This is a genomic window from Gemmatimonadaceae bacterium (assembly GCA_020851035.1).
Classification (GTDB): Bacteria; Gemmatimonadota; Gemmatimonadetes; order Gemmatimonadales; family Gemmatimonadaceae; genus JACMLX01.
Genome location: JADZDM010000007.1, coordinates 141,633 through 156,615, shown reverse-complemented (window position 1 = coordinate 156,615; position 14,983 = coordinate 141,633). Strand labels below are relative to the sequence as shown.

13 protein-coding genes are annotated in these 14,983 nt (G+C 71.4%); 8 read left to right on the top strand and 5 right to left on the bottom strand.

All coding sequences use genetic code 11. The annotated features are described in order from the left end of the window. The first annotated feature begins 24 nt into the window (after positions 1-24). Entirely contained in the window at positions 25-1,593 is a 1,569-nt protein-coding gene (locus IT355_07655; protein MCC7053129.1) for a YdiU family protein, read from the top strand. Positions 1,594-1,630: 37 nt separating this feature from the next. Here IT355_07655 and IT355_07650 read toward each other — a convergent pair whose 3' ends face one another. Genes IT355_07650 through IT355_07640 form a run of 3 tightly spaced genes read right to left on the bottom strand, consistent with a single transcriptional unit; the run spans position 1,631 to position 5,370 of the window. Then, positions 1,631-3,088 (bottom strand): aldo/keto reductase, encoded by a 1,458-nt coding sequence (locus IT355_07650; GenBank protein ID MCC7053128.1) that lies wholly within the window; start codon positions 3,086-3,088, stop codon positions 1,631-1,633. 7 nt (positions 3,089-3,095) lie between these two features. Beyond that, on the bottom strand, positions 3,096-4,604 hold the full coding sequence (locus IT355_07645; protein MCC7053127.1) for an APC family permease: 1,509 nt from the start codon (positions 4,602-4,604) through the stop codon (positions 3,096-3,098). A 52-nt stretch (positions 4,605-4,656) separates the two neighbouring features. After that, complete coding sequence (locus tag IT355_07640) at positions 4,657-5,370, bottom strand: hypothetical protein (protein MCC7053126.1); 714 nt, start codon at positions 5,368-5,370, stop codon at positions 4,657-4,659. Positions 5,371-5,511: 141 nt separating this feature from the next. Between IT355_07640 and IT355_07635 the strand changes: the two genes are divergently transcribed. The 5 genes from IT355_07635 (at position 5,512) to IT355_07615 (ending at position 11,408) form a co-directional block, all read left to right on the top strand. Continuing rightward, positions 5,512-5,757: a DUF2132 domain-containing protein gene (locus IT355_07635; protein ID MCC7053125.1), complete on the top strand. Its 246-nt coding sequence runs from the start codon at positions 5,512-5,514 to the stop codon at positions 5,755-5,757. A 134-nt stretch (positions 5,758-5,891) separates the two neighbouring features. After that, positions 5,892-6,077 carry a hypothetical protein gene (locus tag IT355_07630; protein ID MCC7053124.1) on the top strand — a complete coding sequence of 62 codons (186 nt, stop codon included), beginning with the start codon at positions 5,892-5,894 and terminating at the stop codon, positions 6,075-6,077. A gap of 55 nt (positions 6,078-6,132) precedes the next feature. Continuing rightward, complete coding sequence (locus tag IT355_07625; GenBank protein ID MCC7053123.1) at positions 6,133-7,398, top strand: serine hydrolase; 1,266 nt, start codon at positions 6,133-6,135, stop codon at positions 7,396-7,398. A gap of 145 nt (positions 7,399-7,543) precedes the next feature. Further along, a complete protein-coding gene (locus IT355_07620; protein ID MCC7053122.1) occupies positions 7,544-7,957 on the top strand; it encodes a hypothetical protein in 414 nt (137 codons plus the stop codon). Positions 7,958-8,090: 133 nt separating this feature from the next. Next, positions 8,091-11,408, top strand: coding sequence for a PD40 domain-containing protein (locus IT355_07615; GenBank protein MCC7053121.1), 3,318 nt, complete (start codon positions 8,091-8,093; stop codon positions 11,406-11,408). A gap of 66 nt (positions 11,409-11,474) precedes the next feature. Here the strand turns inward: IT355_07615 and IT355_07610 are convergent, their stop codons facing one another. Continuing rightward, on the bottom strand, positions 11,475-11,999 hold the full coding sequence (locus IT355_07610; GenBank protein ID MCC7053120.1) for a dihydrofolate reductase: 525 nt from the start codon (positions 11,997-11,999) through the stop codon (positions 11,475-11,477). Positions 12,000-12,131: 132 nt separating this feature from the next. Between IT355_07610 and IT355_07605 the strand changes: the two genes are divergently transcribed. Beyond that, positions 12,132-13,124 (top strand): NADP-dependent oxidoreductase, encoded by a 993-nt coding sequence (locus IT355_07605; GenBank protein MCC7053119.1) that lies wholly within the window; start codon positions 12,132-12,134, stop codon positions 13,122-13,124. Positions 13,125-13,188: 64 nt separating this feature from the next. Continuing rightward, a complete protein-coding gene (locus IT355_07600) occupies positions 13,189-13,542 on the top strand; it encodes a sulfite exporter TauE/SafE family protein (GenBank protein MCC7053118.1) in 354 nt (117 codons plus the stop codon). 21 nt (positions 13,543-13,563) lie between these two features. Here the strand turns inward: IT355_07600 and IT355_07595 are convergent, their stop codons facing one another. Beyond that, the gene (locus IT355_07595; protein ID MCC7053117.1) at positions 13,564-14,919 is read right to left on the bottom strand and encodes an aspartate aminotransferase family protein; all 1,356 of its coding nucleotides are present in this window, start codon (positions 14,917-14,919) and stop codon (positions 13,564-13,566) included. Between the last annotated feature and the right edge of the window lie 64 nt (positions 14,920-14,983).

Here is a 14,983-nt window from a genome sequence, read left to right as displayed (position 1 = left end):
CGCGAGGCCCCGGTACCTTCCTCCATGCCCACGTCCCCGCTGACGTTCGACAACCGCTTCGTCCGGGAACTGCCCGGCGATCCCGACCGCACGCCCGAGCGTCGCCAGGTGCGGCACGCAGCGTGGAGCCATGCGGCACCCACCCCGGTTGCCGCGCCGCGCCTGGTGGCACATGCGCCGGATGTCGCGGCGCTGGTCGGCTTCTCGCCGGCGGACGTGGCTGCGCCGGATTTCGCGGCGGTCTTCGGCGGCAACGCCCTCTACGACGGCATGGCGCCGTACGCCGCCTGCTACGGCGGCCACCAGTTCGGGAACTGGGCGGGCCAGCTCGGTGATGGCCGCGCGATCACGCTCGGCGAGACCGTCAACGCCTCGGGCGAGCGGTGGGAGCTGCAGCTCAAGGGCGCCGGTCCCACCCCATACTCACGCGCGGCCGACGGACGCGCGGTGCTCCGCTCGTCCATCCGCGAGTTCCTGTGCAGCGAGGCGATGTTCCACCTCGGCGTGCCCACCACGCGCGCGCTCTCCCTCGTCGCCACCGGTGACCGCGTGCTGCGTGACATGTTCTACGACGGGAATGCGCGGCTCGAGCCGGGCGCGATCGTCTGCCGCGTGGCGCCGTCCTTCATCCGGTTCGGCAACTTCGAGATCCTCGCCGCCCGCGGTGACCTCGCGCTCCTGGAGCGGCTGGTGGCGTTCACCATCGCCCGCGACTTCCCGCACATCGACGGCGATCCCGCGTCCCGGCGCGCGCAGTGGTTCCTCGAGGTCTGCGAACGGACGGCGGTGATGGTCGCGCACTGGATGCGCGTCGGCTTCGTGCATGGCGTGATGAACACCGACAACATGTCGATCCTCGGCCTCACGATCGACTACGGACCGTACGGCTGGCTGGAGGACTACGATCCCGACTGGACGCCGAACACGACGGATGCCGCCGGCCGCCGCTATCGCTACGGGCAGCAGCCGGCCGTCGCGCAGTGGAACCTCGTGCAACTCGCCAACGCCATCGCGCCGCTCTTCGACGGCCCCGACGCGCTCCAGGCGGGGCTCGACCGCTATGCCGGCACCTTTCGCCACGAGTCCGGCCGGATGACCCGGGCCAAGTTCGGCATCGTCGACGCAGGCGAGGCGGAAGACGCGCTGATCGCCGAGGCGTGGACGCTGCTGCGGGACTGCGCGCTGGACTTCACCAGGTTCTTCCGTGCACTCGGCGACCTGCCGGACGTGCGCACCGACACGACCGACGTCGTCGAACAGCTCGGCACCGTCTCGTACGACGCGCAACGCCTCGACCGGCACCGCGCGGCGCTGGCGGACTGGCTGCAGCGATGGCACGCCGCCCTCGCCCCGGGCGACACGGCCGCGGCACGGCGGGCACGCATGCATGGCGTCAACCCGCGGTTCGTGCTGCGCAACCACCTCGCGCAGACGGCCATCGAACGCGCGGAAGCCGGCGACGAGTCGCTCGTCCACACCCTGCTCGCCGTGCTCCGGCGGCCGTACGACGAGGTGCCGGACGAGCTGGCGGGCATGCGCCCCGAGTGGGCGCGGCACAAGCCGGGCTCCTCGATGCTCTCGTGCAGTTCCTGACGCGGCGCGCCCGTCCGCCGGTGCGCCCGTCAGCTGCTCAGTCGGTCACTTCCGCATCGGCCTCGATCTCCACCAGGTACTCACTCCCGATGAGCGGGGCCTGCACCATCGTGTTCGCGGGACGGATGTGGCCGAAGCGGTCGCCCAGCGCCCGCGCGATCGGCTCCCACTGTGCGATGTCGGTCACGTAGACGCGCGTCCGCACGACATCGTCGAGGCGTGCCCCCAGCGACACCAGGGCGCCCTCGATCTTGTCCACCACGAAGTGCGTCTGCGCGGCAGGGTCGGTGCCGCCGATGGTCTTCGACCCGTGCGTGGCCGTCGTGCCCGACACCTGGATCCGGTTGCCGAGTCGCACGGCGCGGCTGTAGCCGGCGAGCGGCTCCCACGGCGTGCCGCTCAGGCAGTACGACCGGCTCGCACTGACCCGCGTCACGGCGTACGGCGCCGGGAAGGCCTCGATGTGATGGCTGAGGTCACCCGAGGCGGTGAGGTACGGCGGCTTGCGGTACTCGTCGCCGCAGTCGCCGGGAATCGGCGTCAGCGTCCCGAGCACGTCGCGCAGCGCCGCGCGGTCGCTCTCGTCGAAGCGCAGGGTGGCAATGCGCGCATTGTCGTCGATGTGCTCGCGCTCGCCCAGGCGTGCGCCGATGATGACGCCGGCGACGGCCGGGAAGTCGAGGATGTGCCGCGCCGCGACGTTCGCCATCGACACGCCGTGCTTCTGTGCGATCGCCGAGGTGACGGCGAGCACCCGCTGCAGCGCGGTCCACCCGCCGGCGGCCTGCATGAACCGGCCGTATTTCATCAGCGACCACGTCGTGAGGTCGTCGCGCGGCGGCTCGGGTCGCATCTGCCAGCGCGCCGACAGCAGCCCTCCCGCGATCGTGCCGTACGCGAGGAGCTTCACGCCGAGCTCCAGGCAGGTGGCCGCCATGCGGCCCGCCGCCCGCTGGTCGAGCAGCGAGAACGACACCTGGTTGGTCAGGATCGGGATCCCGCTTGCGACCGCGATCCGCAGGTGCGCGCTGTCGAAGTTGGTCACGCCGAGGTGCCGGATGGCCCCCTCGCGCTGCAGCTCGTGCAGGTGGGAGAGGGCGTCCAGCCAGTGGGCATCCGCGAACGTCCAGGCGTGGAACTGCATGAGGTCCACCGGCCCGCCACCCATGCGCACCGCGGCACGCTCCACCGCCTCGCGCACCGCCTCGCGCGTGACCGGGCCGGGCCGGGGCACCCACTTCGTGAACAGCTGCACGGGGCGCTGCGGATGGCCGCGGCGGAACCGGCCCGCGATCACCTCCGACGAGCCGTAGTGGTCGGCCATGTCGAAGGTCGTGAACCCCGCCTCGGCATAGGGGGCCATGCGCGCGGCGGTGGCATCGGGATCGAGTGTCGTGCCGTCCCGCTCCATGTCCGCCACCTGCCAGAGGCCGGTCACCACACGGGCGATCGTCAGGTCGGGCGCGAGGGTGATGCGTTCGGCGGCTGTGGTCATCGTGCGCTCATTCGGGGGGCAGGGTGGCGAAGATCGCGGGCACGTCCACACCGCGGCGGCGCAGCGCGGACATCTCGCGGAGGAAGATCACCGTCGCCACGCCCATCACCAGCGCCCACACCGGCGTGGAGCGGAAGTACCAGGCGGTGACGGGTGCGGCCAGGTCCTTCACCGTGTGCATGCCGAGGAAGCCCCCCAGCACGACGATGCCCGCCACCGCCACCGCCACCTGCGCCGTGCGGTTCGGGAGCACGCGCACCTCGGCCGCCAGCGCGGGGTTCCGGTGGGGCAGGGTGAGCACTGACACGCACATCAGGATGTAGTTCACGAGCATCGCCGTCACGAGGATGTCGACGCCGAGGAACATGTTGCCCGCCAGGTGGCAGCCGAGCACCGAGACCGTGGCCATCGCGGCGCTGGCGATGATCGCGACGTGCGGCGTGCGGTGCCGGGGATGCAGCGCCGCCACCGACCGCGGAAAGATCCCGTCCTCGGCCCACGCGAACATCAGGCGCGAGACACCGAGCAGCATCGCGGGCACGTCCTTCGCGAGCGCGACCGCGCCACCCGCCACGATGGCCACCGTCCATCCACGCGGCAGCACGTAGCCGAGCAGGCCCGGCGCGTTCACGTCGCGGCGCATCGCCTCGTCGGCGACGTAGCTCCACGGCACGGCGTGGTAGACGGCGGCGGTGAAGAGCATGTAGAAGACGCTGGCGCAGAGCACCGCCAGCCCGATCGCGAGCGGCAGGGTGCGGCTCGGGTTGCGCGCCTCGCCGCCGGCCTGCGCGATCGAGTCGAAGCCGATGAAGCCGCTGAAGAGCACCGTCGCCGCCGTGAGAAAGGTGCGCAGCGTGGGTGCGGCCGCGGCCCGCGGTGCGAGGGACCGGCCCTCGCGCTGCAGCACGGCGCGCGCGAAGTCGCCCTCGTCGAAGAGGAACCCCGCCACGATCACGATGCCGCCCAGCACGAAGGTCAGCCCGAGCAGCGGCACCAGGATCCGCTCGTAGGAGCGGATGCCGAGCACGTTCACGAGCGTGAACAGCCAGAGCACCGCCAGCGGTATGGCGAGCCTGGCCAGCGTGGACTCGAGGCCGGCCGCCGCACCCTCGGCGCCGGCGGCGAGTGCGATGTCGCGCAGGAACGGCACCAGCACGTACGACACGACGCCGATCGCCACGCAGAGTGCGAACCACTGCGAGAAGCTGGCGATGAAGCCGAGGTAGGGATTGAGCGCGCGACTCGCGTAGACGTAGCTCCCGCCGGCCCGCGGCATCGCGGAGGCGAGCACCGCGTACGCGAGCCCCGCGAAGAGGGCGGGGACGGCCGCGCAGAGGAAGGCCGGCAGCACCCAGGCCCCGATGCCGGGCACGTTCCGCTGGATCATGAACGGCACGACGTTGATCCCGGCGCCCACCATCGACGCGATGCCGGTTGCCGTCAGGGCCACCAGCCCCATGTCACGGGACAGGCCTGCACGGCCGGTCGGGAGCTCGGACCCCGGAGTCGATGTCATGGCCGGGCAGTCTAATCCGTGACCGGCCACCGGCGCGGTCACGCCGGCGCCGTCAGGCGGGATCGATGGCCCCGCGGGCCCGCACGCTCATCGGTTCCGGCACCAGGCCGCCGTGCAGGCGAGCCTCCACCGGATCCGTCATCGCCTGGGTCAGGAAGCGCTGGCCCTCGCCGATCCGCTCCACCTCGATCGAGACGGCATCGATCGCACTCTCCAGCCGGAGCATGCGCTCGTTCATCGCCGCCTGCTCGGCCGCCAGCTGCCGATCCACGCGGGGGCCGCGGTCCGGCGAGAAGATGCGGCGCGCGAACTGGAAGACCAGCGGGAAGAGCATCGCGAAGCCGAGGATGGTCACCAGGTTCGGGTTGAACCCGTTGAACGGCCGGTCGCGGCGCGCAGGCGCGGTGGTGCCGGTCGCGGTCCGATTCGATGATGCCGGCGCATTGGCCAGCTGCTGCGAGTTGCGCGCGATGTCGCCCTCCAGCTGCACCAGGCGATCGTCCAGCACCTTGAGGCGGCTCTCGAGTCCCGGCCGTTCCGAGGCCTGGGTGTCGCTGTCGCGGAGCTGCTCGGCCACCTCGTCGCGTCGCTCCTGTGTGGACTCGAGCTGGTTGCTCAGCGCCGTGCGCCGCGCGCGCAGGAACTCTGCCTGTTCGCGCGAGATCGGCGTTGGCGTCGCGGCCGGCACCGGCGTTTCGCCGGACTGGCCGGGGGCCGGTGTGGCGGAGGCGGGCGCGCGAACGTCGGCGGGGGTCTGCTGTGGCATGGTGGGAATACGCTCGCCCGGGGGCGCCGGTTTCGCCAGCCATCCCCCCCGGCCCCGGACGCCGTGTCGCGCGCACCGACGGCGCTGGCATGGCATCTTTCGTGGCCCGGTCCACCCCCATCCGCACCCGCCGCCCACCCGATGGCCCCCGCCCACGAGCACACGAATCCCATGCACGGCGTGACGCTCGAGCGCATCCTCGAGGAGCTGGTCGCGCACTACGGCTGGAATGCGATGGGGCAGAAGATCGACATCCGCTGCTTCAACAGCGATCCCAGCATCCCGTCCAGCCTGAAGTTCCTCCGGCGGACTCCGTGGGCCCGGGAGAAGGTCGAGGCGATGTATCGCGACCTCGTGCGGGTCCGGGCGCGGCAGCCGAAGGGGTGACGCGGTCCGCACGGGCCGCCGCCGCCACCGGCGGCCCCGACAGGCTATCTTCCCTGTCCGATGCGTACGCTCGTCCGGTGCGCCCAGCAGCCGCGTTCAAGCCCGGCCGCATCACTGTAGCGGGAGGGAACGCCGTGGCGAAGAAGCCGAACTACGATTTCGAGAAGCGCCGGAAGGAGATCGAGCGGAAGGCGAAGAAGGATGCGAAGCGCGAGGAGCGCCTCGAGCGTCGCCGCAACGGCCTGCCGGACGAACCCGAAGTGATGGTGGATGCCGACGGCAACGTCGTCGAGGTCACCGGCGAGTCGCCGGCCGAATAGCGCGCGTTCCTCGCGGCGCCGGCACGGGATCCGGGACGCCGCCGTCTCCTGCCGGATGATCCAGTTGCCCACGTCGCGTCGATGCTCCACCGCCTGCGCCGTGCTCGCCGGCGCCGCGTTCCTCCTCGCCGGTGCCGTCGCCGCCCAGCGCCCGCGGGTGGCCACCACGCGCGGCGAGGTCGCACCCTACTTCCCGGCCGCTGGCAGTGCCTGGGAGCGCCGCACCGCGGCACAGGCCGGCCTCGACTCGGCGCGGCTCGCGGCGGCGGTGGCCTTCGCCATCGCCAGCGAGGTGAAGAACCCGCGCAGCATGGAGGAGAACCACTATCGCACCTTCGGCCGCGAACCCTATGGTGCGGCGGTCGGCCCGTTCCGCGATCGCGGTGACGCCACCGGCGTGATCCTCCGCCACGGCTACATCGTGGCCGAGTGGGGCGACCCCGACCGCGTGGACATGACGCACAGTGTCACGAAGAGCCTCCTGTCGTCGGTCGTCGGCGTGGCCTTGGACCGCCGGCTGATCCGGAGTCTCGACGACTCGGTGTTTCGGGCCGTCGGCCCCGTGCCGGCGCTCCCGGGCGGGCCCGGCACCAGTGCCGTGACGCTGCTTGATCCGTTCGGCACCCCGCACAACCGCACGATCACGTGGAATCACCTGCTGCGGCAGGTGAGTGACTGGGAGGGCACGCTCTGGGGCAAGCCGGAGTGGGCGGACCGCCCCACGGGCGAGCCGTCGCAGTGGCGCTCGCGCCCGCGGGTCGCAGCGGGCACGGTGTACGAGTACAACGACGTGCGCGTGAACGCCCTGGCACTGGCCGCGCTGCAGGTCTGGCGCCGGCCGCTCCCCGCCGTGCTGCGCGAGTTCATCATGGAGCCGATCGGCGCGTCCACCACCTGGCAGTGGACCGGTTACGAGACGTCGTGGGTGCTCATGGACGGCCAGGCCGTGCAGTCCGTCTCGGGTGGCGGACACTGGGGCGGGGGACTGTTCATCAGCGCGCGCGACATGGCGCGCTTCGGCTACCTCACGCTGCGCAACGGGCGCTGGCACGACCGGCAGGTGCTGTCGGAGGCGTGGGTCCGCCAGGCCCGGACGCCGACGCCGGCGCAGCCGACGTACGGCTTCATGAACTGGTTCCTCAACACCGACCGCAAGTACATGCCTGCCGGTCCGGCCACGATGTTCTTCCACGTGGGCAACGGGACCAACATCGTGATCGTCGACCCGGACCATGACCTCGTCGCCGTGGTGCGCTGGATCGAGAACGGTGCCGTGAACGGCTTCGTCGAGCGCCTCCTTGCCGCGCTCGACACGCGCTGAGCGGCCGGTCCCGGCGCGCCGTTACCGCCGAGCTCGTAACGCGGCGAGTCGAAACGGGAAAATTAGGGAGGATTAAGCAACATTTCGCCGGAACAGCGGCCTCCGCCGCTTGCACGACGGCCGGGGTTCACGTAATTCTCTCCGCGTGAACCGCACCCATGCGCCCACCGCATCGATCACCTTCCAGCTCGACACCACGCTGCGACGGCGGACGGTCACGTTCAGCGGCCCGATCGGTGATCGCGAGCTGCTCGAGGCCTTCGAGGCGCTGCTGGTGCCGGACTACGATGCCTCTGTGGATGACTTGGTCGATTTGTCCGCAGTGACGCACATGGGCGTCACCAGCGCCGGGCTGCACCGGCTCCTCGCGCTGTACGAGGAGCGCGCCGAGACCGGCCACCAGACGCGCAACGCCATCATCGCCCCCACCGACGTCCTCTACGGCGTCTCACGGATGTTCCAGGCGCTGCACGGCGACGACAAGCCCGACCTGCTCGAGGTGTTCCGCAGCCGGGACGACGCGATACGCTGGCTCGGGGAGACCGCCGTCTCCCGCTGACGGAAATGGCGCCGGCGCTGTCCGGCTGCCGTGGTGGGACCGCGTGCCGGAGCGCATGTTCAGCCGGCGCCGCACCCGAACGCCGCCGGTCTGTCTGCGGACCGCGACGCCCTCCCACCAGCCCGATCCGCCGATGCTCCGTCATCCCGTCGTCCTCGTTGTCGCGCTCTGCATCGCGGCCCCGCGCGCCGCTGCCCAGGAGACGCTGCTGCTCCGCCAGCCCAGCGTCAGCGAGCGCCACATCGCGTTCGCCTACGCCAGCAACATCTGGATCGTGGACCGCGCCGGGGGCCAGGCCCGCCGGCTCACCTCCTTCCAGGGCACCACGGCCCAGCCCCGGCTCTCCCCGGACGGGCGGACCGTGGCCTTCACCGGCACGTACGCCGGCAATGCCGATGTCTACACCGTGCCGGTGGAGGGCGGGGAACCGACGCGCCTGACCTGGCATCCGGGCGCTGACCTCGCGACTGGCTGGACTCCCGATGGCCAGCGCGTGGTGTTCGCGAGTGGTCGACAGTCGAGTGCCCCGACGGCCACCCAGCGCTTCTGGACCGTCGCGGTCACCGGTGGTCCCGAGGCGCCGATGCCCATGCCGCGCGCCTTCCAGGGCCACATCAACGCGGCCGGCACACACGTCGCCTATCGCATGGCCAGCTCCTGGGACGACGAACGCCGCAACTACCGCGGCGGGCAGAACAAGCCGATCTGGGTGCTGGACCTGAAGTCGTTCGCGCTCGACACCATCCCACGCCTCGTCAACTCCAAGGAACTGGATCCGGCGTGGGTCGGCGACGACGTGTTCTTCCTCTCCGACCGCGACGGCGTCCAGAACGTGTGGAAGTACGAGTCACGCACGCGGGCCGTCAGCCAGGTGACGCGGTTCGCCGACTTCGACGTGAAGACGCTCGAGGCGGGCGGTGGTGCGGTGGTGTTCGAGCAGGCGGGACGGCTGCACCTGCTCGATCCGCGCACCGGGCGTGCCGCACCGGTGTCCATCACCGTGCGCGGCGACTTCCCGTGGATGATGCCGCAGTGGCGCGACGTCTCGTCGCGCATCACCAGCCTCGCCCTCTCGCCCACCGGCCGCCGCGCCCTCGTCGAGGCGCGCGGCGAGATCTTCACCATCCCCGCCGAGAAGGGTGACGTCCGCAACCTCTCACACGCGAGCGGCAGCGCCGAGCGCGCGCCGGCGTGGTCCCCCGACGGGCGGCTGGTGAGCTGGTTCAGCGACGCCTCCGGCGAGTACCGCCTCGTCATCGCCCCGCAGGATGGCGCCGGCGAGCCGCGCAGCATCGCGCTGCCGGGGATGAGCTTCCCGTACACGCCGTCGTGGTCCCCCGATTCGCGCCGCATCCTGTTCACCGACGTGGCGCTCAGGCTGTGGGTGGTCGACGTCGCGAGTGGTGCCGTGAAGCAGTACGCCGGTGATGCCTTCATGGTGCCGGAGCGCTCGATGAACCCGGTGTGGAGCCCCGATTCGAAGTGGATCGCCTTCGCACGCCGGCTCAGCACCTACTACCGCGCCATCGTGGTGCTCGACACCGAGACCGGCGAGATGCGCCAGGTGACCGACGGCCTCGCCGATGCCACGTCGCCCGCATGGGATGCCAGTGGCAAGTACCTCTGGTTCCTCGCCAGCACCGACTTCGCCCTGCGCTCGCAGTGGCTCGACATGACGTCGTACGAGCGGCCGCGCACGAATGCGCTCTACCTCGCCGTGCTGCGCGCCGGCGAGCCGACACCGTTCACGCCCGAGAGCGACGACGAACCGGCGGTGCCACCGGCGCCGGTGCCCGCCGTCTTCCCCGCGACGGGTGGCACGACGCCGGCCGTCCCGGTGCCGGCCACCGTGCCGCCGCGCACCCCGGTCGTCGCGATCGACTTCGACGGCCTCGCACGGCGCATTATCGCGGTGCCCGCCGTGGCCAGCCGTGACTACGCCCTGCTGAAGGCGGGCGTCGCGGGCACGGTGTACTTCTGGGAGAACGTGGAGGCCTCCGGCACCGCGGAACCGGCGGCCCCGGGCGGCCCCGTGCACCGCTACACGCTCAAGGATCGCAAGGCGGTGGCGTACGCGACGGGAGTCACCGCGTACGCGGTGAGCGCCGATGGCCGGAAGCTGCTCTACCGCACCGGCGGTGCGCAGCCGGCACTCGTCCTCGTGGACGCGACGGCCGCCACGCCGCCCGCGCCAGGCACGGGACGGCTCACGGCACCGCTGCGCATGTGGTGGGATCCCAGGCTCGAGTACGCCCAGATCTTCGAGGAAGCGCGGCGGAAGGTGCGCGACTACTTCTACGTCCCGAACCTGCACGGCACCGACTGGCCGAAGGTGGTGGCGCAGTACCGCCAGTTCGTGCCGTTCGTCGCCCATCGCACGGACCTCAACTACCTCCTCGACTGGATGGGCAGCGAGCTGGCGATCGGGCACTCGTACGTGAACGGCGGCGACTTCCCCGAGGTGCCGGCCGCCACCGGCGGGCTGCTCGGCGCCGACATGGTCGTGAACGAGGGGCGCTACCGGTTCACGCGCATCTACGATGCGGAAAGCTGGAACCCGGAGCTGCGCGCCCCGCTGGCGGCGCCGGGCATCGAGGTCCGTGCCGGCGACTATCTCCTCGCCATCAACGGGGTGGAGCTGCGTGGCACCGACAACGTGTTCCGACTGCTCGATGGCACCGCCAATCGCCAGGTGGTGATCACGGTGAACTCGCGGCCCGTGATGGATGGCGCGCGACGCTACACCGTGGTCCCGGTCGCCAACGACCAAGGGCTCCGCACCCGGGCGTGGGTGGAAGGGAACCGGCGCATCGTGGACTCGCTCTCGGGTGGACGCCTCGCCTACGTGCACCTGCCGAACACGGGACAGGGCGGCTACTCGCAGTTCAACCGCTACTACTTCGCGCAGCAGAACCGCCAGGGCGCGGTGGTCGACGAGCGGTACAACGGGGGCGGGTCGGCCGCCGACTACATCATCGAGCTGCTCGGTCGCGACTTCGACGGCTACTTCAACAACCCCGTCGGTGACCGCACGCCGTTCGCCAGCCCGTCGGCCGGCATCTGGGGCCCGAAGGTGATGATCATCAACGAGATGGCCGGCTCGGGCGGTGACCTCATGCCGTACATGTTCCGCCGCCGGCGCATCGGCCCGCTGGTCGGCACGCGCACGTGGGGCGGCCTCGTCGCGACGTCGGACCAGGCCCCGTTCGTGGACGGCGGCGGCATGGTGGCGCCGCGGCTGGGCTTCTTCGACCGCGACGGAAAGTGGGCCGTGGAGAACGAGGGCGTGGGGCCTGACATCGAGGTCGAGAACTTCCCGCGCGACGTGATCGCCGGCCGCGATCCGCAGCTCGAGCGTGCCGTGCAGGAAGCGCTGCGCCTGCTGGCGGCGAACCCGGTGCGACTGATGAAGGAGCCGCCGGGTGCCACGTGGGGCCGGCGGCCGCGCTGACCGGTGGCGTGCCGCGTCGGGCCACCCGGGCCCGCCGCGGCACGCGGCACGCGTGGCCGGACGTCCTCAGCTGCGTCGGTAGCGGATCTGCACCAGCCCGGTCGGGTGGCTCTCCACCGACACCAGCGCCCACTGGCTCTCCGGCAGCCCGCGCGTGAACAGTGGCCGGCCGGTGCCCAGCAGCACCGGCACGATCGACAGCGTCATGTCGTCCACGAGCCGCTCATCCAGCCCCTGCCGGATCGCCGCACCGCCGTCGAGGTACACACGGCGCACGCCGTCGCGGCCGAGCTGCTCCATCAGCGGCGTGAGCGCACCGGCGTACGCCTCCTCGCCATGCGCCGGCTGCAGCGGGCGGTTCGTCACCACGATCACGCGCTTGGTGTCGAACGGCCAGAGGTCGAAGGTGCACACCGAGTCGTACGTGTTGCGGCCCAGCACGACGGCATCCACGGTGTCCATGAAGGCCGCGTATCCGTAGTCGTCACCGCCGGCATCCTGCACCCCTTCGAGCCAGTCCAGGGCGCCATCGTCTCGCGCGATGAAGTTGTCCAGGCTGACGGCGATGTAGGCGGAGACGACGGGGCGCACGGGCAGGCTCCTCGGTGTGGTCGGCGTGCACGCTGCCCGCCGCTCGCGGGAAAAGTATCGGTTGCGGGGCCGGCAGCGCGCTATCCTTCGCGCACCGTCACCAGTCACCCGTGCCCGCCCCCCGAGCCGCCTGTGCCACTCAGCCGCGAGTACCGCCTTGCCGCACGACCGCGCGGCCTCCCCACCGCCGACACCTTCAGCCTGCACACCGTGGACGTCGGCGAGCCGTCCGACGGACAGGTCCTGATCCGGAACCGCGTCATGTCGGTGGATCCGTACATGCGCGGGCGGATGAACGAGGCGAAGTCGTACGTCCCGCCGTTCGTCGTCGGCGCCCCGCTCGAGGGCGGCGCCGTCGGCGAGGTGGTGATCTCGCGCGCGGCCGGCCTGGCCCCCGGGGACCTGGTGCTCTCGTTCCTCGGCTGGCGCGAGTACGCCGTGGCCGATGCGCGCGCCGTCCGCCGGCTCGATCGCGACCTCGCGCCCCCCTCCGCCTGGCTCGGCGTGCTCGGCGTCACGGGTATGACGGCCTGGGCGGGGCTCGGCCTCGTGGACGCGAAGGCCGGCGATCGCGTGTTCGTCTCGGGTGCCGCGGGCGCCGTCGGCATCGTCGCCGGCCAGCTCGCGAAGCATCGTGGCTGCACGGTCGTCGGCAGTGCCGGTTCCGCCGCCAAGGTCGCACTGCTCACCGGTGCGCTTGGGTTCGACGCGGCGTTCAACTACCGCGATGGCGACCTGTACCGGCAGCTCATGGCGGCGGCGCCGCAGGGCATCGACGTGTACTTCGACAACGTGGGCGGCGACCACCTCGAGGCAGCGCTCTCGGCGCTGCGCCCGTTCGGCCGTGTTGCCGTCTGTGGTGCGATCGCCGGCTACAACGAGCCGGCGCCCGGGCCCCGCAACATGGCGATGATCATCGCCAAGCGCCTCACGCTGCGGGGCTTCATCGTCTCGGATTTCGAGCCGCAGCGCGCCGCCTTCGAGGCCGAGGTGGGCGCCATGCTCCGCGATGGTTCGTTGCAGCCGCGCGAGACGACCGTGCACGGCCTGGAGCAGGCCCCCGCGGCCTTCCTCGGCCTGTTCTCCGGCGACAACACCGGCAAGATGCTCGTCACCCTCGACTGACCGCCACCGGCGCGCGCCAGGTCGACCGGTGCGCATGGGCATCACCCTTTCACGGACCAACTGCATGCAGTTCCTGCTCATCGGCCTCGGCGCCGGCCTGCTGTCCGGGCTCTTCGGCATCGGCGGCGGCATCGTCATCGTGCCGGCGCTCGTCGTCATCGCGCAGATGGCGCAGAAGACCGCCACCGGCACCTCGCTGGCCGCCCTCCTGCTGCCGGTGGGTGCCCTCGGCGCCTGGCAGTACTACAAGGCCGGTTCGCTCGACTGGCGCGCCGCGCTCCTGCTCGCCCCCGGCCTCTTCTTCGGTGCCTTCATCGGTGCCAAGCTCGCGTTGCAACTGCCCGGCCGCGACCTGCAGCGCGCCTTCGCCGTCTTCCTCGTCATCATCGCAGGCCGGATGTGGTACTCGGCGAAGTGACCGGCCCGCGCGACGGCCGGCTCACGCGAGGCTGCGCAGCACCCGCCGCACGCGGTCCATGATCTCGTTCACCTGCGACTCGCTCACGATCAGCGGCGGTGAGAGTGCGATGATCTCTCCCGTGACGCGCACCAGCAGGTCCTCGTTCCAGAACGCGGCATTCATGGCGTCCATCGCGCGGGCGCCCACCGCGCCGTCGCGCGTCTCCATCTCGATCGCACCCACGATGCCGATGTTGCGGATGTCGATCACGTGCGGCTCACCGGCCAGCGAGTGCATCGCATGTTCCCACAGCGGCATCAGCGCCGCCGCGCGCTCGAAGATCCCCTCGTCGCGGTAGAGCTGGAGCGTCGCCAGCGCGGCGGCGGTGGCGATCGGGTGGCCGGAGTAGGTGTAGCCGTGGAACAGCTCGATGCCGCGCGCCGTGGCCCCCACCACCGTGTCGTGGATCCCGCGCCGCACCGCCGTTGCGCCCATCGGGATGGTGGCGTTCGTGAGCCCCTTGGCCATGGTGATCATGTCGGGCGTCACGCCGAAGTGCTGCGCGGCGAATGGCGCGCCGAGGCGGCCGAAGCCGGTGATGACCTCGTCGAAGATCAGCAGGATGCCATGGGCATCACAGGTTGCGCGCAGCCGCTCGAGGTAGCCCACCGGGGGCACCAGCACGCCGGTCGATCCCGCCATCGGCTCGACGATCACGGCGGCGATCGTGTCCGCGCCATGCTCGCTGATGATCGCGTCGAGGGCGTCGGCGAACTCCGCCCCGTGCGTCGGCTGTCCGCGCGAAAAGGCGTTGCGGGCCAGGTCGTGCGTGGTCGGCAGGTGGCTCACGTGCGGCAGCAGCTGGCCGGCGTAGGGGTCCCGGTTGGCGGGGATGCCGCCCACCGAGATCCCGCCGAATCCCACCCCGTGATAGCCACGCATGCGACCCACGAACCGCGTGCGGCGTCCCTCACCCCGCGCACGCCAGTAGGCCAGCGCGATCTTCAGCGCGGTATCCACCGCCTCCGATCCCGAGTTCGAGAAGAAGACCCGGTCGATGCCGCGCGGGAGCATGGCGGCGAGCTCGTTGGCGAGCTGGAAGGTGCCCGGATACCCCATCTGGAACGCCGGCGCGAAGTCGATCGACGCCACCGCCCGCTGCACCGCCTCCACGATCGGCGCCCGGCAGTGGCCGGCGTTCACGCACCAGAGACCGGCCGCCCCGTCCAGGATCTGGCGGCCGTCGTCCGCGGTGTAGTGCATGTCCTTGGCGGCGGTGAGCAGCCGCGGCCGGGCCTTGAACGCCTTGTTCGCGGTGAAGGGCATCCAGAGCGCGTCGAGCCAGGGATCGTGCTCGGAGTGGGTGGCGCTCGGGAGCGGGGTGGCGGCGGTCATCGGCAGGTCCGGTGGGGGATGCCTGAAGATCGTGCGCCGTCCCGCGCCCTGCCACCCGGCCGCG

What these genes read in the sequence shown, in the direction of transcription:
- IT355_07655 (MCC7053129.1), top strand. Translation starts at nt 25, where the DNA reads ATGCCCACGTCCCCGCTGACGTTCGACAACCGCTTCGTCCGGGAACTG.
- IT355_07640 (MCC7053126.1), bottom strand. Translation starts at nt 5,370, where the DNA reads ATGCCACAGCAGACCCCCGCCGACGTTCGCGCGCCCGCCTCCGCCACA.
- IT355_07595 (MCC7053117.1), bottom strand. Translation starts at nt 14,919, where the DNA reads ATGACCGCCGCCACCCCGCTCCCGAGCGCCACCCACTCCGAGCACGAT.
- IT355_07625 (MCC7053123.1), top strand. Translation starts at nt 6,133, where the DNA reads ATGATCCAGTTGCCCACGTCGCGTCGATGCTCCACCGCCTGCGCCGTG.
- IT355_07615 (MCC7053121.1), top strand. Translation starts at nt 8,091, where the DNA reads ATGCTCCGTCATCCCGTCGTCCTCGTTGTCGCGCTCTGCATCGCGGCC.
- IT355_07635 (MCC7053125.1), top strand. Translation starts at nt 5,512, where the DNA reads ATGGCCCCCGCCCACGAGCACACGAATCCCATGCACGGCGTGACGCTC.
- IT355_07650 (MCC7053128.1), bottom strand. Translation starts at nt 3,088, where the DNA reads ATGACCACAGCCGCCGAACGCATCACCCTCGCGCCCGACCTGACGATC.
- IT355_07645 (MCC7053127.1), bottom strand. Translation starts at nt 4,604, where the DNA reads ATGACATCGACTCCGGGGTCCGAGCTCCCGACCGGCCGTGCAGGCCTG.
- IT355_07600 (MCC7053118.1), top strand. Translation starts at nt 13,189, where the DNA reads ATGCAGTTCCTGCTCATCGGCCTCGGCGCCGGCCTGCTGTCCGGGCTC.